This is a genomic window from Clavibacter michiganensis (assembly GCF_002151125.1).
Taxonomy (GTDB): Bacteria; Actinomycetota; Actinomycetes; order Actinomycetales; family Microbacteriaceae; genus Clavibacter; species Clavibacter michiganensis_C.
Window position 1 is genome coordinate 46,193 of sequence record NZ_MDJZ01000006.1, and the last position, 24,783, is coordinate 70,975.

Annotated in this window: 24 protein-coding genes and 1 pseudogene; 15 read left to right on the plus strand and 10 right to left on the minus strand. The window is 74.6% G+C overall.

Annotated elements, in window-relative coordinates; all coding sequences use genetic code 11:
- The first annotated feature begins 33 nt into the window (after nt 1–33).
- From BFL37_RS14870 to BFL37_RS05065, 10 genes and pseudogenes are all read left to right on the plus strand, one after another.
- Nucleotides 34–1,510, plus strand: a pseudogene (locus BFL37_RS14870) (sugar transferase).
- Entirely contained in the window at nt 1,510–2,640 is a 1,131-nt protein-coding gene (locus BFL37_RS05025) for a glycosyltransferase (protein WP_086514061.1), read from the plus strand. Before BFL37_RS14870 ends, BFL37_RS05025 begins: the two are co-directional and overlap by 1 nt.
- A complete protein-coding gene (locus tag BFL37_RS05030; protein WP_241533868.1) occupies nt 2,640–3,686 on the plus strand; it encodes a glycosyltransferase family 4 protein in 1,047 nt (348 codons plus the stop codon). Before BFL37_RS05025 ends, BFL37_RS05030 begins: the two co-directional genes overlap by 1 nt.
- Nucleotides 3,683–4,861 carry a polysaccharide transporter gene (locus tag BFL37_RS05035; protein ID WP_086514062.1) on the plus strand — a complete coding sequence of 393 codons (1,179 nt, stop codon included), beginning with the start codon at nt 3,683–3,685 and terminating at the stop codon, nt 4,859–4,861. Before BFL37_RS05030 ends, BFL37_RS05035 begins: the two co-directional genes overlap by 4 nt.
- Nucleotides 4,858–5,907: a polysaccharide pyruvyl transferase family protein gene (locus BFL37_RS05040; RefSeq protein WP_086514063.1), complete on the plus strand. Its 1,050-nt coding sequence runs from the start codon at nt 4,858–4,860 to the stop codon at nt 5,905–5,907. Before BFL37_RS05035 ends, BFL37_RS05040 begins: the two co-directional genes overlap by 4 nt.
- Complete coding sequence (locus BFL37_RS05045) at nt 5,886–7,595, plus strand: O-antigen polymerase (protein ID WP_086514064.1); 1,710 nt, start codon at nt 5,886–5,888, stop codon at nt 7,593–7,595. The genes BFL37_RS05040 and BFL37_RS05045 overlap by 22 nt, the downstream gene beginning before the upstream one ends.
- Entirely contained in the window at nt 7,592–9,454 is a 1,863-nt protein-coding gene (locus tag BFL37_RS05050; RefSeq protein ID WP_086514065.1) for a DUF4012 domain-containing protein, read from the plus strand. The genes BFL37_RS05045 and BFL37_RS05050 overlap by 4 nt, the downstream gene beginning before the upstream one ends.
- A 155-nt stretch (nt 9,455–9,609) precedes the next feature.
- Nucleotides 9,610–10,197 (plus strand): YdcF family protein, encoded by a 588-nt coding sequence (locus BFL37_RS05055; RefSeq protein WP_086514066.1) that lies wholly within the window; start codon nt 9,610–9,612, stop codon nt 10,195–10,197.
- A gap of 67 nt (nt 10,198–10,264) precedes the next feature.
- Entirely contained in the window at nt 10,265–11,086 is an 822-nt protein-coding gene (locus tag BFL37_RS05060; RefSeq protein ID WP_241533869.1) for an endonuclease/exonuclease/phosphatase family protein, read from the plus strand.
- Nucleotides 11,087–11,174: 88 nt separating this feature from the next.
- On the plus strand, nt 11,175–12,158 hold the full coding sequence (locus BFL37_RS05065) for an ATP-grasp domain-containing protein (RefSeq protein WP_086514068.1): 984 nt from the start codon (nt 11,175–11,177) through the stop codon (nt 12,156–12,158).
- A 48-nt stretch (nt 12,159–12,206) separates the two neighbouring features.
- On the opposite strand, the gene BFL37_RS05070 is transcribed toward BFL37_RS05065, so the two are convergent.
- From BFL37_RS05070 to BFL37_RS05100, 7 genes are all read right to left on the minus strand, one after another.
- A complete protein-coding gene (locus tag BFL37_RS05070; protein WP_086514069.1) occupies nt 12,207–12,590 on the minus strand; it encodes a chorismate mutase in 384 nt (127 codons plus the stop codon).
- An 85-nt stretch (nt 12,591–12,675) separates the two neighbouring features.
- Nucleotides 12,676–13,095, minus strand: coding sequence for an organic hydroperoxide resistance protein (locus tag BFL37_RS05075; RefSeq protein ID WP_086514070.1), 420 nt, complete (start codon nt 13,093–13,095; stop codon nt 12,676–12,678).
- Between the two features lie 137 nt (nt 13,096–13,232).
- On the minus strand, nt 13,233–13,907 hold the full coding sequence (locus BFL37_RS05080; RefSeq protein WP_086514071.1) for a response regulator transcription factor: 675 nt from the start codon (nt 13,905–13,907) through the stop codon (nt 13,233–13,235).
- Nucleotides 13,904–15,304 (minus strand): sensor histidine kinase, encoded by a 1,401-nt coding sequence (locus tag BFL37_RS05085; protein ID WP_241533870.1) that lies wholly within the window; start codon nt 15,302–15,304, stop codon nt 13,904–13,906. The genes BFL37_RS05080 and BFL37_RS05085 overlap by 4 nt, the downstream gene beginning before the upstream one ends.
- 53 nt (nt 15,305–15,357) lie before the next feature.
- Complete coding sequence (locus BFL37_RS05090; protein WP_086514072.1) at nt 15,358–17,421, minus strand: serine hydrolase domain-containing protein; 2,064 nt, start codon at nt 17,419–17,421, stop codon at nt 15,358–15,360.
- 130 nt (nt 17,422–17,551) lie between these two features.
- On the minus strand, nt 17,552–17,944 hold the full coding sequence (locus BFL37_RS05095; protein ID WP_086514073.1) for a VOC family protein: 393 nt from the start codon (nt 17,942–17,944) through the stop codon (nt 17,552–17,554).
- A complete protein-coding gene (locus BFL37_RS05100) occupies nt 17,941–18,213 on the minus strand; it encodes a hypothetical protein (protein ID WP_143331583.1) in 273 nt (90 codons plus the stop codon). Before BFL37_RS05100 ends, BFL37_RS05095 begins: the two co-directional genes overlap by 4 nt.
- 353 nt (nt 18,214–18,566) lie before the next feature.
- Between BFL37_RS05100 and BFL37_RS05105 the strand changes: the two genes are divergently transcribed.
- Nucleotides 18,567–19,052, plus strand: coding sequence for a hypothetical protein (locus BFL37_RS05105; protein ID WP_086514075.1), 486 nt, complete (start codon nt 18,567–18,569; stop codon nt 19,050–19,052).
- A gap of 54 nt (nt 19,053–19,106) precedes the next feature.
- Here BFL37_RS05105 and BFL37_RS05110 read toward each other — a convergent pair whose 3' ends face one another.
- Complete coding sequence (locus BFL37_RS05110; protein ID WP_086514076.1) at nt 19,107–19,751, minus strand: GNAT family N-acetyltransferase; 645 nt, start codon at nt 19,749–19,751, stop codon at nt 19,107–19,109.
- Nucleotides 19,752–19,822: 71 nt separating this feature from the next.
- On the minus strand, nt 19,823–20,554 hold the full coding sequence (locus tag BFL37_RS05115) for a hypothetical protein (protein ID WP_086514077.1): 732 nt from the start codon (nt 20,552–20,554) through the stop codon (nt 19,823–19,825).
- Nucleotides 20,555–20,701: 147 nt separating this feature from the next.
- On the opposite strand from BFL37_RS05115, the gene BFL37_RS05120 reads away from it, so the two are divergent.
- The 4 genes from BFL37_RS05120 (at nt 20,702) to BFL37_RS05135 (ending at nt 23,808) form a co-directional block, all read left to right on the plus strand.
- Nucleotides 20,702–21,370: a response regulator transcription factor gene (locus tag BFL37_RS05120; RefSeq protein ID WP_086514078.1), complete on the plus strand. Its 669-nt coding sequence runs from the start codon at nt 20,702–20,704 to the stop codon at nt 21,368–21,370.
- On the plus strand, nt 21,367–22,851 hold the full coding sequence (locus BFL37_RS05125) for a sensor histidine kinase (protein ID WP_241533871.1): 1,485 nt from the start codon (nt 21,367–21,369) through the stop codon (nt 22,849–22,851). Before BFL37_RS05120 ends, BFL37_RS05125 begins: the two co-directional genes overlap by 4 nt.
- Nucleotides 22,852–22,916: 65 nt before the next feature.
- A complete protein-coding gene (locus BFL37_RS05130) occupies nt 22,917–23,594 on the plus strand; it encodes a hypothetical protein (protein WP_086514079.1) in 678 nt (225 codons plus the stop codon).
- The gene (locus BFL37_RS05135) at nt 23,581–23,808 is read left to right on the plus strand and encodes a helix-turn-helix domain-containing protein (protein WP_086514080.1); all 228 of its coding nucleotides are present in this window, start codon (nt 23,581–23,583) and stop codon (nt 23,806–23,808) included. The genes BFL37_RS05130 and BFL37_RS05135 overlap by 14 nt, the downstream gene beginning before the upstream one ends.
- 82 nt (nt 23,809–23,890) lie before the next feature.
- Here the strand turns inward: BFL37_RS05135 and BFL37_RS05140 are convergent, their stop codons facing one another.
- Nucleotides 23,891–24,619: an NAD(P)H-binding protein gene (locus BFL37_RS05140; protein ID WP_086514081.1), complete on the minus strand. Its 729-nt coding sequence runs from the start codon at nt 24,617–24,619 to the stop codon at nt 23,891–23,893.
- Nucleotides 24,620–24,783: the final 164 nt, after the last annotated feature.

The window sequence follows — 24,783 nt, forward strand, 5'->3', positions numbered from 1 at the left end:
GCTCCCGAACGGAGCCGCCTGCCCGGGGGACCAGTGGACACGCAACAGACACGACGCACGGACGAGGCCCAGGAAGGCTCGCGCTGGCGGGTCGTCTACGCCCGGCGCCTGGCGATGAGCGACGCGATCGTCATCGTCCTCACGACCTTCGGCGTGCAGTTCCTGTGGTTCGGCACGACGGCCGGCACGGTCGACCTCGGCGGCAACGCGCGCGGCGTCGCCGTGACCTACACGATGGTCTCGGTCGTGCTGATCCTCTCGTGGCTCTTCGTGCTCAGCGTGTACAGCACGCGCGACTACCGCATCGTCGGCACCGGCACCGCGGAGTACAAGCAGGTCGCCGACGCGACGCTGCGGCTGTTCGGGATCATCGCGATCGTCGCGTTCCTCGTGAAGATCGACCTGGCGCGCGGCTACATCATCACGGGCCTGCCGCTCGGCCTCGTGCTGCTGCTGCTCTCCCGCGCGCTCTGGCGCGTGTGGCTCTCGGCCCAGCGCCGCCGCGGCGAGTTCTCCTCGCTGATCCTCCTGGTCGGATCCCTCGAGAGCACCACCCACACCGCCACCACGCTGGCCCGCGCCCCCCAAGGCCGGCTACCGCGTGGTGGGCGCGTGCCTCACGGGAGACGCGCGGCCCTCGCGCCTGCCGGGCCTCGACGTGCCCGTGGTCGGGAACGCCGACGACGCGCTGGCGGAGCTGGAGCGCCTCGGCGCCGACACCCTCGTGCTCACCTCGAGCGACCAGCTGCCGCCCGAGCGGATCCGCGAGCTCAGCTGGGCGCTCGAGCCCGGCCGCCACCACCTCGTCATGGCGCCCGGCCTCACCGACATCGGGGGCCCGCGCATCCACACCCGACCGGTCGCCGGCCTGCCGCTCATCCACGTGGAGACCCCGCGCTTCGAGGGGCGGAAGCTGCTCTCCAAGCGCCTGTTCGACATCGTGGTCTCGGGGATCACGCTCATCGTGCTGAGCCCCGTGTTCCTGGTCCTCGCGATCCTCATCAAGTCCACGAGCAAGGGCGACGTCTTCTACAAGCAGGAGCGCATCGGCCTGAACGGCGAGCCGTTCCACATGCTCAAGTTCCGCTCGATGCGCATGAACGCCGACGCCGAGCTGTTCGCGCTGCTGGAGCAGCAGGGCACCGCAGACACCCCGCTGTTCAAGGTCACGGACGACCCGCGCATCACCAAGGTCGGCGCGGTGCTCCGGCGGTACTCGCTGGACGAGCTGCCGCAGTTCCTCAACGTGCTGCTCGGATCCATGAGCCTCATCGGCCCGCGCCCGCAGCGCGAGGGCGAGGTGGCCCTGTACGACAGCGCCGCGCGCCGCCGCCTGCTCATCAAGCCCGGCATGTCCGGCCTCTGGCAGGTCTCCGGCCGCTCCTCGCTCTCATGGGAGGACGCCATCCGCCTCGACCTCTACTACGTGGAGAACTGGTCGCTCACGGGTGACATCATCATCCTCGCGCGCACGTTCAAGGCCGTCTTCGGCGCGGACGGGGCCGTCTGATGGCGGGGCTGGTGGTCCAGGAGTGGATCGAGAAGTCCGGCGGATCCGAGAAGGTGTTCGACGCCTTCGCGCACGCCTTCCCCGACGCCGACCTCTTCACGCTCTGGAACGACGACCCGGGCCGCTTCGGCGACCGCCCGGTGCGGGAGAGCTGGATCGCCCGCACGCCGCTCCGCCGGAAGAAGCCGCTGGCGCTGCCCTTCATGCCGCTCACCTGGAGCTCGGTCGACCTCGACGCCTACGAGTGGACCCTCGCGAGCTCGCACCTGTTCGCCCACCACCTCGGCCACGGGGGCCACGGCACCCGCCGCCACGTCTACGTGCACAGCCCGGCGCGCTACCTCTGGACGCCCGACCTCGACCGACGCGGCGCGAACCCGCTCGTGAAGGCCGCCGCTCCCCCGCTGCGCGCCCTCGACCGTCGCCGCGCGCAGGCCTCGCGCGCCGAGGTCGCCGCGAACAGCGCCTTCGTGCGCGACCGCATCCGCACCGCGTGGGACGTCGACGCGCAGGTCATCCACCCGCCCGTCGACGCGACCGCGATCCGCGACACCGCGTCGTGGGAGGGCGAGCTCACCGGATCCGACGCGGCCCTCGCCGCCTCGCTGCCCGACCGCTTCCTCCTCGGCGCCAGCCGCTTCGTGCCGTACAAGCGCCTCGACCTCGTGATCCGCGCGGGCGAGGCGGCCGACGTGCCCGTCGTGCTCGCCGGATCCGGCCCGCTCGCCGAGGAGCTGCAGGCGCAGGCCGACGCCGCGCGCGTGCCCGTCACGATCGTGCCGCGCCCCTCGGACGCCCTGCTCTACACGCTGTACCAGCGCTCCCTCGCGTACGTGTTCCCGGCCGTCGAGGACTTCGGGATCATGCCCGTCGAGGCGATGGCCGCCGGCGCGCGCGTGCTCGTGAGCGACGTGGGCGGCGCCACCGAGAGCGTCGTCGACGGCGTCACCGGGGTGCACGTGCACGACTGGGAGGGCGCCGGCCTCGCCGACGCCGTCGCGCGCGCCGCGGCGCTCGATCCCGCCGCGAGCGTCCGCCGCTCCGCCGACTTCGACGCGGCCGTGTTCGAGCGCCGCATCGCCTCCTGGGTCCGCCACGACGGATCCCGCCTCGACGGGGCGGCCGCCTGATGCGCCGGCTCGTCGTCAACGAGGCCTACGCGGGGCAGCGGGTCACCGGCCAGCAGCGCTACGCGACGGAGATCGCCCGCGCGCTCGAGGGCAAGCAGGGCGTCACGCGCGCCACGCCGTCCGCGGGCATCGCGTCCTCCGGCGCCCGCAGCTGGCTCTGGGTGCAGACGACCCTGCCGTGGATCACGCGCCAGGACGTGCTGCTGTCGCTCACGAGCCGCGCGCCGCTCGTGCACCGCCGGCACATCGTGGTCGTCCACGACCTCTTCGTGCTCACGAACCCCGAGTGGTACAGCCGCGAGTACGTCGTGACCCACGTGCCGCTGCTGAAGGCGAACCTGCGCGACGCGCGCGTGATCGTCACCGTGAGCGAGCCCGTCGCCGAGCAGGTGCGCGAGCTCGGCCTGTCCAGCGCGCCGGTCGTGGTCGCGCCCAACGCGCCGAGCCCCGTGTTCGGCGAGCCGCGCGGCGCCGAGGAGCGCGCCCGCGTGCTCGCCAAGTTCGGCGTGACCGACGGCGGGTACCTGCTCGCGGTCGGCAGCATGGATCCCCGCAAGAACCTCCAGCGCCTCACCGAGGCCTACCTCGCGCTGCCCGCCGAGACCCGCGCCCAGGCGCCGCTCGTGCTCGTGGGCGCGAAGAGCGCCGTGTTCGGCGACGTCGACATGGCCGAGTCCGACGACATCAAGCTGGCCGGCTACGTGACCGACGACGAGCTCGCCGTGCTCTACGCGGCGTCCCGCGGCGTCGTGTTCCCGAGCCTCGCGGAGGGCTTCGGCCTGCCGCTCGTCGAGGCGATGGTCGCGGGCGCGCGCCTCGCCGTGTCCGACATCCCCGTCTTCCACTGGATCTGCGAGGACGACGCCACGTACTTCTCCCCGGCCGACACGTCCGCCATCACCGGCGCGCTCGCCCGGCTGGCCGCCGCGGCGCCGCTCGACGAGGAGGAGGCCGCGCGCATCCGCCGCGCCGTCATGCGCCGCTTCGACTGGCGCACCTCCGCGCAGACCGTCCACGACGCCTACCAGAGCATCGGGACGCGATGATCCGTCGTCTCGGGCTGCTGCTCCCCACGGGAGCCGCAGGGCTCACGCGCGTGCTCCAGCTGGTGCTGCTCGTCGTGCTCACGCAGCTGTCGGACGGGTCGGCGCAGGCCGCCCTCGTCACGGGGTTCGCCCTGCTCAGCTCGTTCGCGATCATCACCGACTCGGGTGCCGCCAACTTCCTGCTGTCGCTGCCGCGCACGCGCCTGACGCGCGGGGTGCACGCGCGTGCCGTCGCGTTCCACGCGGGGCTCGGCTCGCTGGGCGCCGCCATCGCGATCGTGCTGACGGTCGCCGCGGCGGCGTCGATCCCCGGCGAGGCCCTGCTGCTGCTCGTCGCGCTCGGCGTCAGCCAGGTGCTCGACTCGCTCACCCGCACGATCCGCGCGCCCCTGCTCGTCGGCCGCCGCGACGCCTCCTACGCCTTCCCCGACCTCGCGCTCGTGGTCCTCAAGGCCGTGCCGCTCGCGATCGCCGTCGTCGCGCCCGAGCTCCTCGTGCTGCTGGCCTTCCCGGTCGTGTCGCTCGTCGTGACCGCCGGCACCTGGATCGCCGTCCGTCGCGGCCTCGCGACGACGAGCGACGAGCCGGTGCGCGTCTTCCCGCAGATCCTCGAGTTCGGCCTCTCGGGATCGCTCAGCGCCCTCTACTCGCAGGCGCCGCTCGTGCTCGGCACGGCGATCCTCGGGGTCGCCGCGGTCGTGCCGCTCGCCCTCGCCTACCGCATCGTGCAGCCGCTCGAGGTGCTGCCGGCCACGCTCTCGCAGCAGCTGATCCCCCGCATCCGCGCCGCCGGCCGCCCCGCGCGCGCCTACTGGTGGCGGTTCGCGCTCGGCGGCCTCGTGCTCGCCGGGATCATCGCCCTGATCCGCGAGCCCGTCGAGCAGGTCTTCGGCGGCGACGCGTTCGACCAGGTCGTCTTCCTCGTGATCCTGCTCTCCGTCGCCCCCAAGTTCGGCAACTACGCGCTCATGGCCTACGCGATGGGCTCCGGCCTCGTCCGCGTGCGGCTCACCGCGACCATCGTCACGGGCGTCGTCGCCGTGGTCCTCACGCTCATCGCCTGCCTCACCGCCGGTCCCGCCCTCCTCGCCGGCGTCACGCTCGCCAGCGAGCTCGTCCTGAGCGCCGCCATCGCCGCGCTCCTCATCCGCAACCGCAGGAAGGAGGACGCATGAGGACCCTCATCGTCTCCGCCGACCGCACCCTCGCGTCCGGCCACCCGCAGAACCTCGGGGACGCCTTCCTCACCGACGCGCTCTCCGAGCGCCTCCGCCGGGCCGGGCACGAGACCGTGATCGCCGACTTCGGCCAGGCCGGGCGCCTCGACTCCACCGAGCAGCGCGCCCGCGTCTCCGGCGTCCGCGCGCTCGCCGACCTCGTGCGCCAGGTCGACGCGGTCGTCGTCGGCGGCGGCACGCTGCTCGCCGACGACCAGCCGACCCGCCCCTTCGCGGGCCTCCCCCGCCTCATGGCCGTCACCGGGCTCATCGCCCGCACCAGCCGCACCCCGCTCGCCGTGTTCGGCGTGGGCGCGGATCCCGTCACGCGCCGCCGCGCCCGCCTCGCCCTCCGCAGCGGCCTCGACGCCGCCCGCGTCTGGACCCGCGACCCCGACTCCGCCGGCCGCGCGGCCGGCTACTCGAAGGCGCCGGTCGAGGTCGCCGCCGACGTCAGCCTCTTCGCCGCCCCCGAGCTCGCCGAGCTGGCCGCCCCGGCGGACCGTCGCCGCGGCGCCGTCGTCGCGCTCAACGCGAAGCACTCCCCGCAGGTCACCCTCGCGCACGTGCAGGCCCTCGAGGAGCGCTTCGGCGAGGTCGTCTTCGTCTCGATGGACCAGGGCGACGACTCCGACGCCGGCGCCCTCGCCCCCGAGGTCCGCGACCGGCTCACGACCGAGCCCGGCGACCACGGCTGGCGTCGCGCGGCGGGGATCATGGCCGACCGCGAGGTCGTCGTCGCCTCTCGCATGCACGCCATGTACCTCGGTACGATGCTGTCGACGCCCGTGCTCGCCGTCGGCGGAGCCACCAAGGTCGGGGCGTTCACCACCGAGTTCGGCACCCGCACGGAGCCCGCGTTCGACCGGGCGGTCCGCACCGCCATCGCGGCACCGGCCGACGCCGGCGCCGCATCCACCACCGCCGCGGCGCTCGTCGCCGCCACCGCCCGCCTGGACGCGGCATTCGAGGAGATGACTTCATGGGTCCGACGTACCGCCTAGCGACCCCGGCGGTCTTCGCGGCCGCCGTGGTCCTCACGATCCTCGCCGCGCTCGGCGGCGTCGCGCTCCTCGGCAACGAGCTCTCCTACCCGTTCATGATCGCGGTGCTCGCGATCCTGCTGGTGGGCGTGCTCGTCAAGGAGACGGTCTCCAACGGGGATCCGCTGACCCCCGGCGGCATCGTCGCCGCCACCGGCCTCCTCCTGTTCGTGCTGCGCCCGCTCACGGTCGCCAACAGCATGGAGACGAGCCCCGGCGCCATCGCCGACACGCGCTTCTTCTCCCCCACGCTGCAGCTCGCCGCGAGCTCGGCGCTCATCGAGGCGCTGATCTTCTTCTCGGCGTTCTTCGTCGTCTACTACTACTCCGTCGCCCGCGAGGCGAAGCGCATCAGCATGGGCGGCGAGGACGCCGAGGCCCTCGAGCGCAACGCCATCGCCGGCGGACCCGCCGTCGTCGACCCCGACACCCAGGTGCGCTGGCAGCGCGTGTTCAACACGTCGGTGTCGCAGGCGCTCGTGGTGATCTCCGCCGTCGTGGCGCTCGGCCTCCTCGTGTACCTGGTGGTCTCGTCCGGCGGGATCCAGGCCTACACGACGGGCCTCGCCAACCGGAGCGACTTCCTCTCCGGCAAGTCGTTCATCGGCCTGTCCTACATCCCCGTGCAGATCGCCATCGTCTACAACGTGCTCGCGCGTCGGCAGAAGGGCCTCGAGGGCTGGAACTGGGTCAACCTGGTCGCCGTCGTGGTGCTCGTGATCTGCGCCGGTTCCGCCGGCGGCCGCGGCCCGCTCATCATCGGCGTGTTCCTGCCGTTCCTGATCCTCAAGCAGATCGGCCCGAAGCCGTTCCGCTTCCGCAGCATCGCCCTCATCGGCGGCGTCACGGCCGTGGTCGCGATGGTCTACTCGATCGTCATCCGCGAGTCCACCTTCGACAACGGCCGCTCGCTCGACCGCCTCACGCAGGACCCGCTGGGCGTGCTCCTCGACCGCCTCACCAGCGGCATCGAGACCCGCCCGTTCGACGTGCTGATCCGCCTCAACGAGGTCGCGTCGCTTCCCGACTTCGTCTACCAGTGGGGCGCCACCTACGCGGCCGTGCCTGCCTGGTTCGTCCCCCGCGGGCTCTGGGAGGACAAGCCGTTCGGCGGCGGCAACACGTGGTTCACGTCCACGTACGTGCCCCGGTTCTACGGCGTCAACCGCGTCGAGACGAGCCTGTCGGCCATCGGCGAGGCGTTCGCCAACTTCGGCATCCCCGGGGTCGTCGCCGTCGGCGCGCTCCTCGGCCTCGTCGCGAGCCTGTTCATCCGGGCCCGGATGCGCCGCCGCGGGCTCCTCGGCGCCGCCATCGCGGTCGTCGTCACGCCGTACCTCTTCTCCCTCATCCGCGGCGACGCGTACCAGGGCATGTCAACGAGCATCGCCTCGCTCGTGATCCTCGTGGTGTTCTTCTGGATCGCCTCCACCCGCAAGCAGGTCACCGGCCCGCTCAGCGCGCCCGAGCCCCTGCCCGACGAGACCGCGACCGCCGCCGTGCGCGAGCAGGCGCTCATCGGAGCGGGTGCCGCCGGCCTCGGCGCCGTCGGCGGATCCGCCTCCGCGGACGACGCCCGCCCGGCGGTCGGGAACGGCCGCGCCTTCCCGGCCGGCCGCCCGGCCGTGACCGGGACGCGCGACCGGTGAGCGGCATCGACGACATCCTGCCCCCGGCCGACGGCTCGGACGGCGGCCGCAGCCGTCGCGACGACCGCGCGGACCGCGACGCGTCCCGCACCCGGCGACCCGTCTGGAAGCGCAAGCGCCTCTGGATCCCCGTCGGCGTCCTCGGCGTCCTCCTGATCGGCACCGCGGTCTCGGCCGCGCTGATCCTGCCCCGCGTCGACACGGTCCAGGGCGAGCTGCGCGAGGCGCTGCCGCTCTCCGACCAGGTGCAGACGGCGCTCCTCGCGGGCGACGTCGACACCGCGAAGGCCGGCGCCGCCGAGCTCCGCGACCACACCGCGAAGGCCGCGGAGGCCGCCGACGACGGCGTGCTCGCCGCGTACGAGTGGATCCCGTTCGTCGGCCCGAACCTCCACGCGGCCCGCGTGCTGGCCGCCACCAGCGACCGGCTCGCCACCGACGTCGTCACGCCCGCCACCGAGGTCTCGCTCTCGGCGTTCACGCCCGTGCTCGGCCGCATCGACCTCGACGGGATCCGCTCCCTCGGCCAGACGGTCGACACCGCGAGCGACGGCCTCGCCGGCGCCCGCGCCGAGCTCGACACCGTCGACCGCGACAGCCTCTGGGCGCAGGTCGCCGACGACGTCGAGCTCATGGACGACACGCTCACGAGCACCGAGGAGACCGCGAGCACGTTCCGCGAGGTGACGGGCGTGCTGCCCGACCTCCTCGGGGCCGAGGGCGCGCGGAACTACCTGCTGATGTTCCAGAACAACGCGGAGGTGCGCTCCACCGGCGGCAACCCGGCCGCGCTCGTGCTGCTGACCGTCGAGGACGGCAGCGTGCGCATCGCCGAGCAGGCCTCCAGCAACGACTTCCCCCGCAACGTCCGCCAGGGCGACGTGCCCGACGAGACCGTGCGCCTCGTCGAGCCGCGCTCGGACCGGTTCGAGCAGAACATCACGATGTTCCCCGACTTCCCCACCTCCGGTGCCCTCGCCAAGTCGTACTGGGAGCGCTACATCGGCGACCGGGTCGACGGCGTGCTGTCGTTCGACCCCATCGCCCTCAGCTACCTGCTCGAGGCGACCGGCCCCATCACGCTGGCCACGGGCGACGTGCTGGACGCGGAGAACGCGGTGCCCACGCTCCTCGGCGCGGTCTACAGCCAGTACCCCGACTACCTCGCGCAGGACCGCTACTTCGCGAGCGCGGCCAGCACGATCTTCGCGAAGCTCGTCACCGACACCCCGCCCGTCGTCCCGCTGGTCACGGCGATCGACCGCGCCATCGACGAGCGCCGCCTCCTCATGTGGAGCACGGTGCCCGAGGAGCAGGCGCTCATCGAGGACGGGCCGCTGAGCGGCGCGCTGCCGGACGACAACTCGGACGCGACCGCAATCGGCCTGTTCTTCAACGACATCGGCTCCGGATCCAAGATGAGCTACTACCTGCGCTCCGGATCCCGCGTCCAGGCCGAGACCTGCGGCGACACCACCACGTACACGGTCTCGGTCGACATGACGAGCATCGCCCCGCTCGACGCCGCCACGAGCCTGCCGCGCTACGTCACGGGCCTCGACGGCCAGGCCAAGGGCCGCCAGTTCGACGACCTCCTCGTGTACGGCCCCGTCGGATCCACCGTCACGGGCTGGGAGACCGACGCCGACCTCACCACGGAGGAGGCGCGCGGCACCGACATGGGGCGCGGCATGATCCGCATCCGCACCGAGCTCGCGCCCCAGGACACCAAGACCGTCGACGTGACCTTCACCATGCCGACGTCCGACGACCAGGGGCCCCTCGAGGTGCGGAACACGCCGCTCGTGCGGCCGCTGGAGTCCGAGATCACGCAGGTCCCCTGCTCGACGGGCGGCTGATCCGCCGATCCGACGCCGCCGCGCCGCCCGCCCCGGATGGGGGCATGGCAGCCGCCATCGGTCCGCCCTAGGCTCGACGAGCCGCCGGGGGACGCATCCGCCCCCGCACGCCCGCACGCCGCGCCCCCGCGGATCCTCCAGGCCGAGAGCACACGTTGACACCCAGCACCATCACCACACCCGCACGCCGGTCCGGACGCGTCCGTCGCTGGATCGTCCGCACCCTCCTGGCGCTCCTCGTGCTCCTGCTCGCGTGGCTCCTCGCCGGGATCCCGCTCTTCGTGTTCCCGCCGGCCAGCCAGCCAGACAAGGCCGACGTGATCTACGTCATCGGCCCGCCGAACCCCACCCGCCGCGACCTCGCGGCGAAGCTCGTCGACGAGGGCTACTCCAACACGGTCGTGTTCTCGGTGCCGACCACCGGCCCGCAGTCGGCCGCGGAGCTCGCGGCCTGCAACGGCGAGTTCCCCTACGCCGTCACGTGCGACACCCCGTCGCCGTTCACGACGCAGGGCGAGGCGCGCTACCTCCGCGACAAGTCGGAGGAGAACGGCTGGACGAGCGCCATCGTCATCACCTGGACCCCGCACGTCACCCGCACGCAGCTGATCTTCGACCGCTGCTTCGAGGGCGACCTCATGGTGGTCGAGGACCCGGTGGACTTCGACCTCCGCCAGTGGGTCTCGCAGTACACGTACCAGACCGGCGCCTTCGTCAAGGCGCTCGCGACGCCCGGCTGCTGACGCCCCGGTCGCACCCGATCGAGGCCACGCGGCCGGTCGGTCAGCCGCACGGGGTTGAATGGTCGTCATGACCACCGCGATCGGCCCGACGACCGGCGACGACATCCACCTGATCTCCCTCAACGTGCGCATGCCCTGGCACGGCACCCGGGAGGGCGAGGCCGACCACTGGCCCGAGCGCCAGGAGGTGCTCACGCGCTTCCTGCAGCAGGAGCGGCCCACGGTGCTCGGCGTGCAGGAGGCGCTGTGGCCGCAGATCCAGGCCATCGAGAAGGCGCTGCCGCCCTCGTACCGCATGGTCGGGCAGGGCCGCGAGGGCGGCAGCCACGGAGAGCACGGCGCGATCTTCTACCAGGCGTCCCGGCTGACGCTCCTCGAGCACGACGTGATGTGGCTCTCCGACACCCCGGACGTGATCGGCAGCATGACGTGGGGCAACCCCATGCCGCGGATCCTCACCTGGGCCCGCTTCCAGGACGAGGCCACCGGCCACCCGCTCGTGGTGCTCGACACGCACCTCGACCACGACGTCGCCGAGGCCCGCGACCGCGCCGCCGAGGCCATCGCCGAGCTCGTGCGCACGCGCTTCGCCGGGCTGCCGCTCGTGCTCATGGGCGACTTCAACGCGCCCGTCGACTCGTTCCCCTACGACGCGCTGACCCGCCGGGCCGGCCTCCGCGACTCGTGGCTCGACAGCGCGCGGCAGGCGACGCCGGCGTTCGGCACGTTCCCCGACTACCGCGCGCCCGTCGTCGGCGACCCGCGCATCGACTGGATCCTCGTGAGCGACCGGGTGGACGTCCGCGCCGCCGCGGTCAACGACTTCGCCTGGCGCGGCCGCATGATGAGCGACCACCTGCCCGTGCAGGCGCTCGTGCGGTTGAGCTGACGCCGCCGGTCGAGCTGACGCCGCCGGCTGGGCCGACGCCGTCCGTCACGCGTCCGGGCGGGGGCGGCGTGCCTCGTAGCCTGGGGGGATGAGCACCGCACCGAAGGTCTACGCCATCCACGAGAACCCCGAGTGGTTCGGCCCGTTCGCCGCCGCCCTCGACGCCCGCGGGGTCCCCTACGAGGAGTGGCTCCTCACCGACGGCGTCCTCGAGATCGACGAGGCGCCGCCCGAGGGGATCTTCTGGTCGAGGATCAGCGCCTCGGCGCACACGCGCGACCACGCGCTCTCCAAGGACTACACGCGCGCCCTCATGTCGTGGCTGGAGGCGCACGGCCGCCGCACGGTCAACGGCCGCCGCACCATCGAGCTCGAGGTGAGCAAGGTCGACCAGCTCACCGCCCTGCGGGCCGCCGGGATCGAGGTGCCGCGGACGCGCGCCGTGATCGGCAGCCACCGCATCGTCGAGGCGGCGCAGGGCCTCCCGACCCCGTTCATCACCAAGCACAACCAGGGCGGCAAGGGCCTCGGCGTCCGCAGGTTCGACAGCGTCGAGGAGCTGGCCGCCTACGTGGAGGGGCCGGACTTCGAGGAGCCGCAGGACGGGATCACGCTGCTGCAGGAGTTCCTGGAGGCGGCGACGCCGCGGGTGACGCGCGTGGAGATCGTCGGCGGCGAGTTCGTCTACGCGATCCAGGCCGACACCGCCCGCGGCGGCTACCAGCTGTGCCCCGCGGACGCCTGCGCGATCGATCCCGCCACCGGCGCCCTCGTGATGCCGCCCGGCGCGACCATCGCGCAGCAGCCGGGCGACACGATCTTCTCGCTGCGGGAGGACATCACGGCGGAGCACCCGCTCGTCGAGCGCTACGTCGCGTTCCTGGCCGGGCTCGGGATCGAGGTGGCCGGCATCGAGTTCATCGAGACCGCCGACGGCAGGCTCGTGACCTACGACGTGAACACGAACACGAACTACAACGCCGGCGTCGAGGCGGCAGCGTCGGCGTCGGGCCCGGGCGCGGTGGCTGCGCTGCTGGAGCGCGTGCTGCGGGAGACGTACCCGGAAGCCTGAGGCACGCGGCGGCCTGAGGCACGCAGCGGGCGGGAGCGCCCGGCGGCGTCAGGCCGCCGGGCCGCCGTCCTCGGGCGCGACGGCGCTCGTGTCCACGTCCTGCGCGTCGGCGATCTGCGTGTGGTGGTGGATGACCTCCGCGACGATGAAGTTCAGGAACTTCTCTGCGAAGGCCGGGTCGAGCCGCGACTCCTCGGCGAGCGCGCGGAGGCGGAGGATCTGGCGGCGCTCGCGCTCGGGATCCGCCGCGGGCAGGCCGTGCGCGGCCTTGAGCCGGCCGACCGACTGCGTGAACTTGAAGCGCTCGGCGAGCAGGTGCACGAGGGCGGCGTCGATGTTGTCGATGCTGCCGCGGATGTCCCCCAGCTCCTCGAGGGCGGCACGGGCGTCGTCGTCGAGGGGCGCCCCTGCGGGGCCGGTGTTCTCAGGCATGGCTCGACCCTACCGATCGGCCGCCGGACGACGGAGGCGGGCGTCCCCATCGGGGGCGCCCGCCTCGCGTCTCGTGCGGTGCAGATCAGTCGACGATGGTGACCTTCACGTCGATGTTGCCGCGCGTGGCGTTGGAGTACGGGCAGACCTGGTGGGCCGCGTCCGCGATCTCCTGGCGGCGCTCGGGCGCCACGTTGGGGAGGTAGACGTCGAGCTCGACCGCGAGGCCGAAGCCGCCCTCGCCGTTGTCGCCGATGGAGACGCTGGCGGAGACGCCCGCGTCCTTCGTGTCGACGCCGGCGTTCTTGCCGACGAGGTGGGTGGCGCCGAGGAAGCAGGCGCTGTACCCGGCGGCGAAGAGCTGCTCGGGGTTCGTGCCCTCGCCCGAGCCGCCCATCTCCTTGGGGGGACGGGTGTCGAAGTCGATCTGGTCGTCCTCGCTGCGGACGTGTCCGTCGCGTCCTCCGCCGGAGGCGTGCGCGATAGCGGTGTAGATGGGTTCCATGGATCCATCAGACCACGTCGGAGCTGGGAGCGGCCGACGCGGCGCGTGCACGTTCGCGGCACGGCCGGTGGACCGCGGGCGAACGCGGCAGGCGGCGCGAGCGGCGTCCCGGGCGCGTCGCGTCGACGTGGATCCGCTCAGGGCAGGAGGCCGGAGCGGTAGCCCCACACGACGGTCTGCAGGCGGTCGCGGGTGCCGAGCTTCGTCATGATCCGCGTGAGGTGCGACTTCACGGTGCTCGTCTCGATCACGAGCCGGCCGGCGATCTCGTCGTTGGAGAGGCCGTCGCCGAGGAGCCGCACGATGTCCTGCTCGCGCGGGGTGAGCACGTCGGCGCCGGGGTGCACAGCGGACGCGGCTCGGCGTCGGGTGAACTCCGCCATCACGCGTCGCGTGGTCACCCCGTCGAGGGCGGCGCGGCCCTCGGCGAGCGCCCGCACCGCCTGGATGAACTCCTCGGGCTCCGCGTCCTTGAGCACGAAGCCGCGGGCGCCCGCCTCCAGCGCGCCGAAGACGTACTCGTCGAGGTCGAAGGTGGTGGCGACGAGGACGGCGGGGGTCCGGGGATCGCCGGCCGCGTCGCCGACCGCGTCGTCGGGCCGGGCGATCGCGCGGGTCGCCTCGATGCCGTCGCCGCCGGGCATGCGCACGTCCATGACCACCACGTCGGGCGCGAGGCGGCGGACGAGGTCCACGGCCTCGCGCCCGCCCGCGGCCTCGCCGACCACCTCGATCCCGCCCGCCGTCTCGAGCACGACGCGGAAGCCGGCGCGCACGATGGACTGGTCGTCGACCAGCACCACGCGGATCACGCGTCGTCCCTCGGCGCGGGCACGGCCTCGACCGGGAGCTCGAGGCGCACGCGCCAGGTGCCGGAGGCGGTGGGGCCGGCCTCGAGGCGGCCGCCGACGAGCGCGGCGCGCTCGCGCATCCCGACGAGGCCGTAGCCGGGCGCGGTCCCCGGGGCGGCGGCGGGCAGCTCGTTCTCGACCGTGAGCGCGATGCGCGCGGGACCGGCCTCCGTCGTGAGCGTCACGGCGGATCCGGGCGCGTGCCGCCGGGCGTTCGCGAGCGACTCCTGCACCGTGCGGTACGCGGTCACGTCGGCGAGCGGCGCGAGCGTCGGCGCCGCGCCCGACGTCCGCTCCTCGACCTCGGTGCCGGCCTGGCGCGCGGCCGCGACCAGCCCCGGCAGGTCGGCGAGGCCGGGCACGGGCGCGGTGCCCGCCTCGCCGCCGCCCTCGCCGTCGGAGGTCTGGCGCAGGATCCCGACGATGGAGCGCAGCGCGTCGAGGGTCTCGCGGCCCTGCACCCGGATGCCGCGGAGGGAGTCCTTGGCGCGGTCCGGATCGAGGTCCACCAGCCGCTCGGCGGCGCCCGCCTGCACGACGAGCGCCGTCAGGTGGTGCGCGGCCACGTCGTGCAGCTCGCGGGCCATCCGGGTGCGCTCGGCGGAGACCGCGGCACGGGTGAGGGCGGCCTGGTGCTCGAGCGACTCGGCCGCGCGGGCGAGCGAGTCGCGGTCGTGCCGGCGGCGGAGGGCCACCCAGGAGCCGACGGCGGCGCTCGCGACGGCGATGAGGATCCCGCTGACGAGGATCGAGGAGGCCGAGACCACCGTGTCGACGCCCAGGCGGACCTCGACGGTCGCGGGCACGAGCAGGGCGCGGACCTCGCCGGTGGCGGCCAGGACGGCGCCGACGGCCTCGACGGCGACGGCCGCGGCGACGACGCGGACCGCGGACGCCGACGGCAGGACGGCGCCGACCGTGTACGCGGCCACGACCGGGGCCGCGGCCCAGAACCCGAACTCGGGCGGGAGCACCGCGACCAGGGCGGCCTGGAGGACCGAGACCGCGAGGAGCGTCGACCGCGGGTGCCGACGGCGGAACGCGAGCGGCGCGCACTGGAGGATCGCGAGGACCGCGATGACCGCGCCCTGCGTCGGCGACATCGAGCGCGCGGTGCCGTCCGCCCAGACCAGCGTGGCGAGCACGCCGAGGAGCAGCACGGTCACGAGCGCCCAAGCGACGGCGGCGGCCGCGTCGCGTCCGGCGTCGGTGCGGACGCCCATGCGGTCGAGGATCCGGCGGATCCGGCCGCCGAGCGCGACGCCCGTGCGGGCCTCGGGGCGGGGCGGCACGGCGGGCGCGGCGCCGCCGGCGACGGCTCCGCCCGGGTCGGCGGGGGCGGGCGTCGCGTCGATCACGTTCCGAGCATGGCAGGCGGGTCCGCCCCCGCCGTCGCCCCGGGCGTCGCGCATCAGTAGCTCACGCTCGGCGAGAGCAGCCGGAAACCGACCGCGAAGGCGGCGATCCCGACCAGCGCGAGGACCACGAGGATCCGGCCGGCGACGATCCACGCGCCGCGGCGCGTGCGCACGGCCTGCCACGCGGCGAGCGCGGCGGGGATCACCGCGAGGACGCCGAGGATCTGGAGCCCCTGCAGGGTGCGGAGCGTGGCGGCGGGGACGTCGACGAAGGAGATCGCCTGCACGGCCGCGACGGACCAGCCGACGAGCGCCACGAGGGTGACGGCCTGACCGATGCGGGACAGCAGGTGGGCGCGGCTGCGGCGGGGTCGCGGTGCGGTGGCGACCGCGGCCTCGGCGTGTGCCGCCCGACGGCGGCCGATGCCGGCGAGCGCGGTCGCCGGCCAGGCGATCACCGACACGAGCAGCACGGCCACGGCGGCGAGCAGCAGGGGCATCACCGTGGACGCGACCTGCCAGGGCTCCGCCCGCAGCATCGTGAAGGACCCGCCCCAGGAGATCGCGTCGACCGGTCCGCCGTCGGCGGAGGCGCGGGTCGCGAGCACGGCGTCGCCGCCGACCTCGCGCCACAGGTCGTCGCCCGCCTTCTCGTACACGCCCGTCGTGACGCCGAGGGGCTTCGGGGTGACGGCGATGGTGCCGTCGGCGCGCGGGACGATCGCGGTCTGGCCGCTGAGCGAGAGGAGCGCGCCGGGGTTGGAGAAGGGCGAGCGGGAGGAGATCCACGTGCCGGCGAGGTCGGCCGCGGCCTCCGGGTCGCCGGCGGGGGCGGCGGTCGCGGCGTCGGGCGTCGCGTCGCGCAGGTACCGGTCGGCGAAGCCCTGCAGCACGGTCGTGCGCAGCTCGAGGGTGTCGACCGCGTCGCGGCCGTTGCCGTTGAAGGTCACGAAGATGCCGGCGTCGCTGTCCGGGAACAGGCGCATGGCGGTGTGGAAGACGTTGGTGTCGCCGTCGTGGCCGAAGGCGGGGATCCCGGGCGTGCTGTCGTCGAAGAAGCCGAGGGCCATGCGCTGGCCGCCGGCGAGGGTGCCGAGCTGGTCGGCGTCGAGGGCCGGGCGGTGCATCTCGTCGAGGGTGGCGGGATCCAGCAGCGCCTGGTCCTCGGGCAGGTCGCCGAGGTGGCCGAGCATGAAGCGCGCCATGTCGGTCGCCGTGGCGGAGAGGGCGCCGGCGGGCGCCGCGTTCACGACCTCGACCGGGTAGGAGGGCTGGGAGTCGTCGGGGTAGCCCTTCGCGAGGCGCGCGGCGAGGTCGTCGGGCAGCGGCTGCGCGAACGACGACGAGGTCATCCCGGCGCGGCCGAGCACCTCCTGCTGCAGGAGGTCGACGAAGGGCTCGCCTGCCACGCGCTCGGCGACGTAGCCCGCGAGGCTCGCGCCGTAGTTGGAGTAGGCGGGGGTGGTGCCGGGGACGAAGACCTGCTCGGGCGGATCCGTGCGCATCACGTCGCCGAGGTCGCGCTCCGAGCCGGGCTGACCGATGAGGCCCGTGATGACCTCCTCGAACCCGGACGTGTGGGTGAGCAGGTGCCGCAGCGTGACGGCGCCCTTCGGGGTGTCGAGGTCGAAGTCGAGGTACTGCTGCACGTCGGCGTCGAGGTCGAGGCGGCCCTCCTCCACGAGCTGCATGACGGCGGTGGCGGAGACCACCTTGCTCACGGAGCCGACGCGGAAGAGCGTCTCGTCGGGATCCACCGGCCGGGCGGGCGTGCCCTCGGTGCCGGTGTCGGCGAGGCCGTAGCCGCGGGACGTGAGCACCTGGCCGTCGGCGACGACGGAGACGGCGGCGCCGGGGATCCCGGTCGTCTGCAGCGCGGAGCCGAGGACGCCGTCGAGCCAGGTGTCGACGTCGGCCTGGGTGAGGTCGTGGCCGCCGGGCTGGTGCTGCGGCGGGGCGGGCGGGGGCGGATCCGCGGGGGTCGCCGTGGTGGCGGCGCCGGCGGCGAGCGGGATGGCGAGGGCGAGGGCGAGCGCGCCGACGGTCGCGGCGAGGCGTCGGGGGCGGCGGCGTCCGCGGGTCGGGGATGCGGGGGTGGAGCGGGGTGTCGTGTCCATGACTGCAACGCTCCCGGCTGGGCGGCTCCCGCACAGGGCGCGGGAGTCGGCACCCGGGTTGCGACTCGAGTCGCAGGCCGGGGCGCCGCGGGTGGGTCAGGCGTCGGCGGGAGTCGCGGGTCCGCGGGCGTCAGGCGTCGGCGACGAGCTCGACCTTGAACCGCTCGCCGTCCTCGAGGAACGCGGCGCGGTGGTCGGGCCCGCCGGCGAACGGGTGCCGGTCCGCGTAGAGGCGGGTCCAGCCGTGGTCGGGCGCCTCGGCCCAGAGTCGGTCGACGTCGGCCGCGGATCCCGCGTGGAACGCGAGGTGGCTGAGCCCGGCGCCGCGCCGGTCGTGCGGGGTGTCGCGCGGGGCCCGGGCGATCACGAGGTACGCGTCGCCGAGGCGCAGGCTCCGGCCGTCGGCCCAGCGGGCGTCCTCCGCGTAGCCGAGCTCGCCGAGGATCCAGCCCCACGAGGCGAGCGCCCGGTCGAGGTCGCGCACCTGCAGCTCCACGTGGTGGAGGGATCCGCGGGCCGTCACGCGGGGCGGCGGCGCGCGAGGGCGTGCTTCGCGAGGAACACGGCCGGGCCCAGCGTGAGCCGCCGCTTGGCCCGGCGCAGCAGCCGGGTCGCCGCGACGACGTCCGCCGCGTGCGCCGGGTCGGCCTCCACGAGCGTCCGCTCGGCCCACTCCAGCGCGGCGACGGGCGGCTGCCCGCTCGTGGCGGCGGGCCCGCCGAAGACCGCGTGCAGCCGCGCGCGCGGATCCTCCCGGTCGCCGAACACCATGGCCGCCCACCTGCTCTGCATCGTGCGTCTCCCGTCGTCGCGTCGTCCCCTCCACGGTAGGGAGGAGGCCGTCGCGGTCGCGTCCGCCGCACGGGGGACGCGACCGCCGCACGACGGACGCGGCCGCGCGGGGCAGCCCACGAGGCGGTGCGCGGGGACGGGGGCGCTTCCCGCACGCCGCGGACCCGGACGCCGTATGGTGAGCGCGTCGCCCCGCATCGCCGGGGCCGCACGACGCGCCGCCGACGTCCGAACGTCACGTGCGCGAGCTGGTCAACGATGCACGCGCCGCCGCCTCCCCAGGCCCGACGCGCCGCTCCGCAGGACCGGGCACGGCTTCCCGGCCGGTCCCGACGCCGCGTCCCGTCACACCGATGTGCACCTCCCGGAGGCACTCCATCCCCCACGTCCGCTGCTACCCCGCCGTCGACGCCCGCCGCGTCCACGCCAGCGCACCTCCTCCGCCCGCGGACGCCGATCCCGGCAGCCGCAGCTTCCTCGACTTCACCGTGGTCGCCGAGCACGACGGCCCCCACTCCGTCGCCGTCACCTACGACCACCGCGCGCCCGCCCCGCTGGCCCTCGGCTTCGCCCTCGACCGCGCGCAGACCCGCACCGTGCGCTATCCGCCGCTCATCGAGGGCGCGACCCGCCGGACGCTGGTCCTCGACGTCCAGATGCGCCGCGGACCCGGCGTGATCCGCGTGGCCGAAGGGCCGGAGGGCGCCCGGCTGCACGTGCACTCGCTGCGCGTCACGAGCGTCCGTCCCGGCGAGGACACGGACGACGTCTCCGCCGCCCCGGCCGCGTTCGCGGTGGATGAGGACGCGCAGGCGGAGCCGGAGGCGGACGCCGCGTAGCCGCTCCGCTGCCGGTGGCGGCGTACCGGGTCAGCTCGCGCCGTCGCGGCCGCCTCAGCTCGCGGGCGGCGTGCGGAACAGGACGGGCCGGCCCTCGTGGGCGGCGATGCGCGCGTCGAGGCCGGCGCGGACGGCGGGCCACTCGTCGGCGAGGATCGAGTGGATCGCGGCGTCGCGCCAGCTGCCGTCGGCCCGCATCTGATCGCGGCGGCAGACGCCCTCGAACGTCGCGCCGAGCTTGAGGATCGCGGCGCGCGAGCGCGCGTTGCCGGCGTCGGCCTGCAGCTTGACGCGGCCGAAGCCCGCGTCGAACGCGAGGCCCAGGAGGAGGCGCTTGGCCTCGGCGTTGACGACGGTGCCCCAGACGCGCGGGTCGTACGCGGTCCATCCGAGGTGCGCGCGCTCGCGGCGCGTGTCGAGGTCGGTGAGGCTCGTGGTGCCGACGAGCTCGCCGTCGTGGGGACCGCCGACGAGGATCACGGCGGTCGGGAGGTCGTCCCAGCGGAAGTACCCGCGCGCCCAGGCGTCGAACCCGGCCGGATCCGCGCGGAGGCCGGCCGGTCCGCCGCCGAAGCCGCCCGCGAAGACAGCCGGATGCGCGATCGCGGCGCGGAGGGCGGGGAGGTGCTCGGGGGTGAGCGGGTCGAGCCGGACGTGGGTGCCGACGAGGGGTACGGGCGCGGGGACGGAGGCGGTCACGCGGCCAGCCTGGCAGACGCGAGGCCGGGTCCCGCGGTGGTCGCGGGTCCCGGCCGCGCGGTGGATCCGGTCTAGCTGCCGGACGTCGCCTCGGGCGCGGGCGTCGTGGCGGGTGCGCCGCCGGACGTCTGGCCCTCGGAGGATCCGGGCGGCGTGGCGGGGGCCGCGGGACCGGCGGGCGGGGTCGGTGCCGTGCCGTCCGCGCCGACGGGCGGGGCGGGCGGTGCGCAGCCGTCCGCGGGCGGCGCGGGCGGGGTGGCGGGCGTGCCGTCCGCGTTCGTCGGAGGCGCCGGCACCGTGGCAGTGGACCCGTCCGCGTTCGTCGGCGGAGTCGGGGGCGTCGGCGTGGACCCGTCCGCGTTCGTCGGCGGAGTCGGGGGCGTCGCGGGCGTGCCGTCCGCGTTCGTCGGCGGCGCGGGCACCGTGGCCGCGGATCCGTCCGCGTCCGTCGGCGGGGTGGGCGGGGTCGGGGGCGTCGCCGGCGTCCCGTCCGCGTCCGTCGGCGGGGCAGGGGGCGTGGATCCGTCGGGCAGCGTCGCGGGCGCCGGCGGCGTCGTGCCGTCGGGCAGCGCGGGCGGGGCGGGGCAGGTCGCGGAGGTGCCGCTCCCGGATCCGGCCCGGCCGCTGGTGTCGCCGCCGTTCCCGTCGGCGAGGGCCGGCGTCGAGAGCAGCGCGACGAGACCGAGCGAGGCGCCCGCGATGCCGACGGCGATGCCCGCGCGGCGCTTCCGCGGGGCCGACCTCGGCGCGCCGGGCGTCCGGTTCCCGGGCCGCTCCTCGAAGACGGTGATGGTGTCGTCCATGGTGGTCCTTCCGTGTGCGCCGCGGCGCGGGGTGCGCCGGCGGTCGTGGATCCAGGCTCGGCAGCGGATCTGAAGTCCTCCTTAAGTTCCGCGCCCCACGCGGACACCCGGCCGGGAGCGTCCATCCGCGCCTCCTACAGTCGGCACATGCTCCCTCCCGCGCGCGTCCTCGTGGTCGAGGACGACGAGGCCATCCGCGCCGCCGTCGTCTCCACCCTCACCGCCGAGCGGTTCGTCGTCCGCGGGCTCGCGTCCGGCGTCGAGCTCGAGGAGGAGGTGAAGGGCTTCCTGCCCGACCTCGTGGTGCTCGACTGGATGCTCCCCGGACCGAGCGGCATCCAGCTGGCCGAGGGGATCCGCCGCTGGAGCGACGCGAGCGTCATCATGCTCACCGCCCGCGACGCCGTCGAGGACCGCCTGCGCGGCTTCGGCCAGGGCGTCGACGACTACATCGTCAAGCCGTTCGCGCTCGCCGAGCTCGTGGCCCGCGTCGGCGCCGTGCTCCGACGGCGCGGGCGGCTCGCGTCCGTGGTCGAGATCGGCGACCTGCTCGTGGATCCCGACTCGGGCCTCGCCCGACGCGGCGGCGAGCCGCTCGACCTCACCTCGATCGAGTTCCAGCTCCTCGCCTACCTCGCCGCGCACCGCGGCCGCACGCTCTCGAAGACGCAGCTGCTCACGCAGGTGTGGGGCTACGACCAGGCCGACCCGAACCTCGTCGAGGTCCACATCAGCGCGCTGCGCAAGAAGATGGAGGCCCGGGGGCCGCGGCTCCTGCACACCGTCCGCGGGCTCGGCTACCGGGTGGAGGCGTGAGCGGCGGGATCCGCGCGCAGGTCCACCCGCGGGCCCGCGCCGCCGCGCCGGACGCGCCCCTGCGCACCGGATCCCTCCGCACCCGCACGGTGCTCGCGGTGCTCGCGCTCCTCGCCGTGCTGCTCGTGGCGCTGTCGCTCACGGTGCAGGCGATCCTCGGCGCGCAGCTGCGGCAGCAGATCCAGGACCGGCTGGTCGACCGCGCCTCGGCCGCCGCCGCGCTCGTGGGCGTGCTCGACGACGACGCGCTCGCCGAGCGGCTCGGCGCGCAGGGCGTGGCCGTGCAGATCACGAGCCCCGACGGCGGCGAGGTGTCGGCGCGCCCCGGCCCGGATCCGCTCGGTGCCACGCTGCCCGGGCCGGATCCGCTGGGCGCCGCGCCCGGATCCGTCAGCACCCCGGCGACGCCGCGCGCCGACGCGGTGACCGTCACCGCGAGCTCCGTGAGCTCCACCGCCGACGGCATCACCCTCCGCTCCGACCTCAGCGACGGCACGGTCCTCGAGCTCTCGGCGGGCACCGGATCCGTGGACGACACGCTCGCCACCCTCCGCGGGATCCTCACGGGCGCCTCCCTCGCGTTCCTCGCCCTCGCGGCGGTCGCGCTCGTGCTCGTCGTGCGCCGCACGCTCCAGCCGCTCGAGGACATGACCGGCGTCGCCCGCTCCATCGGCCGGGGCGACCGCGGCCGCCGCCTCCGCCCCACCCGACCCGGCACCGAGCTCGGCCGCACCGCGACCGCGTTCGACGAGATGCTCGACGACATCGAGCACGCGGAGCGCCAGGCCCTCGCCGCCGAGGCCCGCATGCGCGCCTTCGTGGCGGACGCGGCGCACGAGCTGCGGACGCCCGTCGCCGGGATCCGCGCCTCCGCCGACGCCCTCGTCCGCACCGATCCGGACGCCGCCGAGCGCGAGCGGCTGTCGGTGCACGTGGTGCGCGAGGCGATCCGCGCGGGCCGCCTGGTCGACGACATGCTCACGATGGCGCGCCTCGACGAGGGCCTCTCGGTCGAGGGACGGCCGGTGGGCGTGCCGCACGCGGTCGAGCAGGCGGTGGCCCGGCAGGCGGCGCGCACGCCCGGCACGCGCGTGGTCGCGGACGTGCGCGGCGCTCCCCCGGCCGTGCACGCGGATCCCGACCGGCTCGCCCAGGTCCTCGACAACCTCCTGCAGAACGCGGCCCGCTACGCGGCGTCCGAGGTGCGCGTGGAGGCGCAGGGCGCCGACGACGGATCCGTGCGGATCACGGTCGTCGACGACGGCCCCGGCGTGCCCGACGCCGACCGCGAGCGCATCTTCGACCGCCTGGTGCGCCTCGACGACGGCCGCGACCGCCATGCCGGCGGCGCGGGCCTCGGCCTCCCCATCGCCCGCGCGCTCGCCCGCGCCCAGGGCGGCGACCTCGTGTGCCTGTCGACCGTCCCAGGTGCGGGCGCGCGCTTCCGGCTGACGCTGCCGGGGGTGGATGCGGCCGGCTGAGGGTTGCGCGGTCTCCGCGCATGGTGTTGCTTGTCGATAACATCGAGCATCGATAAGGGGACGTCATGGCGAGCACGGGGATCATCGAGAGCCGACCGGTGCGGGAGCGGCCGCGGGTGCTGCGGATCACGCGCTTCGTGCTGCTGCTCGTCATGACGTGGACGGTGATCGCGGATTCCGGCAGAGCCATCGGCACGCTGACGGGGAGGACCATCGCGCTCTCCGGGAGCGCACCTTCCGAGCATCCGCTGACCCTCCTGCCCCAGATCACGCGAGCCGAGCCGGCCGTGAGCGGGACGGGATCCCTCGCCGACGCGGACCTCCTGCTGCGCATCCTCGCCACAGCGCCGCCTCTCATCCACGCCGTGACCGTGGTCCTGGCCGTGGCGTGGCTGCTGCGAGCCATCCGCGGCGTGGCGCAAGGCCAGCCGTTCCACGGGTTCGTGATCGTCAATTGGCGCCGGCTCTCGGTGACCCTCCTCGCAGGCGGACTCGCGCAGGGGTGCATGGACACGGTCACCTACGCCTACCTCACGTCGCACCTCGGCTTCATCGCCCGCAGCGGCACGGGAACGGGAGCCGATCCCACGCAGTCGTTCCTGGGTTCGCGCTACGACGAGATCACCACGCAGCTTCCCGCCTGGCCCGTCGACCTCCTCCTCGCCGGACTCGTCGCCCTGTCGCTCACGGCCGCGTTCCGCGCGGGCGCCCGCCTCGTAGAGGACGCCGATGGCGTCGTCTGACCCTCATCGCATCGCCTGCCACCTCGACGCCGTGCTCGCCGCCCGCGGCATGACCCTCACCGAGCTGTCGGCGCGCACGGGGATCACGATGGCGAACCTGTCGATCCTGAAGAACGACCGCGCCAAGGCGATCCGCTTCACGACCCTCACCCTCATCTGCGACGCCACGGGCGCGACGCCGCAGGAGCTGTTCTCGATCCGTCCGGCTCCCTGACCCGCTCGCCGGCGACCCCACGACCGCACGTCGAGCACCTCGCGCGGCGGGCGTCGCGCCGGCGGGGGTGCTCCTCACCTCCCTAGGCGCACCGACGGACGGCGTCGGCGATCGTCGTCCGCCCGCCGTCCAGCTCCAGGATCCGCCGGCTGGTCGGCGATCCGAGCACCAGGGCCTCGAGGACGGCGGCCACGTCCGCGCGGGGGATCTCGCCGTGCTCCTCGGCGGGCCCCAGCGAGACCAGCCCGGTTCCCGGCTCGTCCGTCAGCAGGGAGGGACGGAGGATCAGCCAGTCGACGTCTCGACGGGTCAGGCGCACCTCCGCGCGCTTCTTGACCGCGAAGTAGTGCTCCTCGTCGTCGCTGAGCGACCGCTCGCGCCATGCCTCGGGCAGGACGGAGAGGAGGACGAGCCTCGTCCCCGGGGTGCGCTCCACCGCCTCCGACACCCGGTCGAGGGCGGTGAGGTCGATGTCGTCCGTCACGCGCCGCGGGCCGGCGTTCGACCCCGCGGCGAAGACCACGACGTCGTGCTCCGCGATCATCGTGGCGAGCTCGCTCGGCGGGGTCGTCCCGAGGTCGCCGACGACGATCGACATGCCGGCCTCCCGGAGGTCGGCGGCCTGCTGCGGCGTGCGGACGAGGCCGGAGACGGACGCCCCGCGCTGTCGGAGCCCGCGCGCGAGGATCCGACCGACCCCGCCGGTGATCCCGAAAAGGAACACGCGCGGACGCGCAGGCTCCGTCGGCGACGGGTGCGGGAGGTCGTCGGCGCTGGCTCCCGGGATCCGGCGGGCGGGCTGTGCGGTCATGGTGGTCCCTTCTTCGTCGGGACGCAGGATGCGCGCCCGGTCGTGGTCACGTGTCCGGGACGAGCGTTCGCGCCCCTCGGGGTCAGAGCATCCGGGTGCATGCCGACCGGAGGAGGACCCGGACCGCCCCGCTAAGCTACTCATGGTAGTAACGTAACCTACTG

Excerpts from the sequence above, each read along its gene's own strand:
- BFL37_RS05025 (WP_086514061.1), top strand. The coding sequence starts at position 1,510 with ATGGCGGGGCTGGTGGTCCAGGAGTGGATCGAGAAGTCCGGCGGATCC.
- BFL37_RS05030 (WP_241533868.1), top strand. The coding sequence starts at position 2,640 with ATGCGCCGGCTCGTCGTCAACGAGGCCTACGCGGGGCAGCGGGTCACC.
- BFL37_RS05035 (WP_086514062.1), top strand. The coding sequence starts at position 3,683 with ATGATCCGTCGTCTCGGGCTGCTGCTCCCCACGGGAGCCGCAGGGCTC.
- BFL37_RS05040 (WP_086514063.1), top strand. The coding sequence starts at position 4,858 with ATGAGGACCCTCATCGTCTCCGCCGACCGCACCCTCGCGTCCGGCCAC.
- BFL37_RS05045 (WP_086514064.1), top strand. The coding sequence starts at position 5,886 with ATGGGTCCGACGTACCGCCTAGCGACCCCGGCGGTCTTCGCGGCCGCC.
- BFL37_RS05060 (WP_241533869.1), top strand. The coding sequence starts at position 10,265 with ATGACCACCGCGATCGGCCCGACGACCGGCGACGACATCCACCTGATC.
- BFL37_RS05065 (WP_086514068.1), top strand. The coding sequence starts at position 11,175 with ATGAGCACCGCACCGAAGGTCTACGCCATCCACGAGAACCCCGAGTGG.
- BFL37_RS05070 (WP_086514069.1), bottom strand. The coding sequence starts at position 12,590 with ATGCCTGAGAACACCGGCCCCGCAGGGGCGCCCCTCGACGACGACGCC.
- BFL37_RS05075 (WP_086514070.1), bottom strand. The coding sequence starts at position 13,095 with ATGGAACCCATCTACACCGCTATCGCGCACGCCTCCGGCGGAGGACGC.
- BFL37_RS05090 (WP_086514072.1), bottom strand. The coding sequence starts at position 17,421 with ATGGACACGACACCCCGCTCCACCCCCGCATCCCCGACCCGCGGACGC.
- BFL37_RS05100 (WP_143331583.1), bottom strand. The coding sequence starts at position 18,213 with ATGCAGAGCAGGTGGGCGGCCATGGTGTTCGGCGACCGGGAGGATCCG.
- BFL37_RS05105 (WP_086514075.1), top strand. The coding sequence starts at position 18,567 with ATGTGCACCTCCCGGAGGCACTCCATCCCCCACGTCCGCTGCTACCCC.
- BFL37_RS05115 (WP_086514077.1), bottom strand. The coding sequence starts at position 20,554 with ATGGACGACACCATCACCGTCTTCGAGGAGCGGCCCGGGAACCGGACG.
- BFL37_RS05120 (WP_086514078.1), top strand. The coding sequence starts at position 20,702 with ATGCTCCCTCCCGCGCGCGTCCTCGTGGTCGAGGACGACGAGGCCATC.
- BFL37_RS05130 (WP_086514079.1), top strand. The coding sequence starts at position 22,917 with ATGGCGAGCACGGGGATCATCGAGAGCCGACCGGTGCGGGAGCGGCCG.
- BFL37_RS05135 (WP_086514080.1), top strand. The coding sequence starts at position 23,581 with ATGGCGTCGTCTGACCCTCATCGCATCGCCTGCCACCTCGACGCCGTG.
- BFL37_RS05140 (WP_086514081.1), bottom strand. The coding sequence starts at position 24,619 with ATGACCGCACAGCCCGCCCGCCGGATCCCGGGAGCCAGCGCCGACGAC.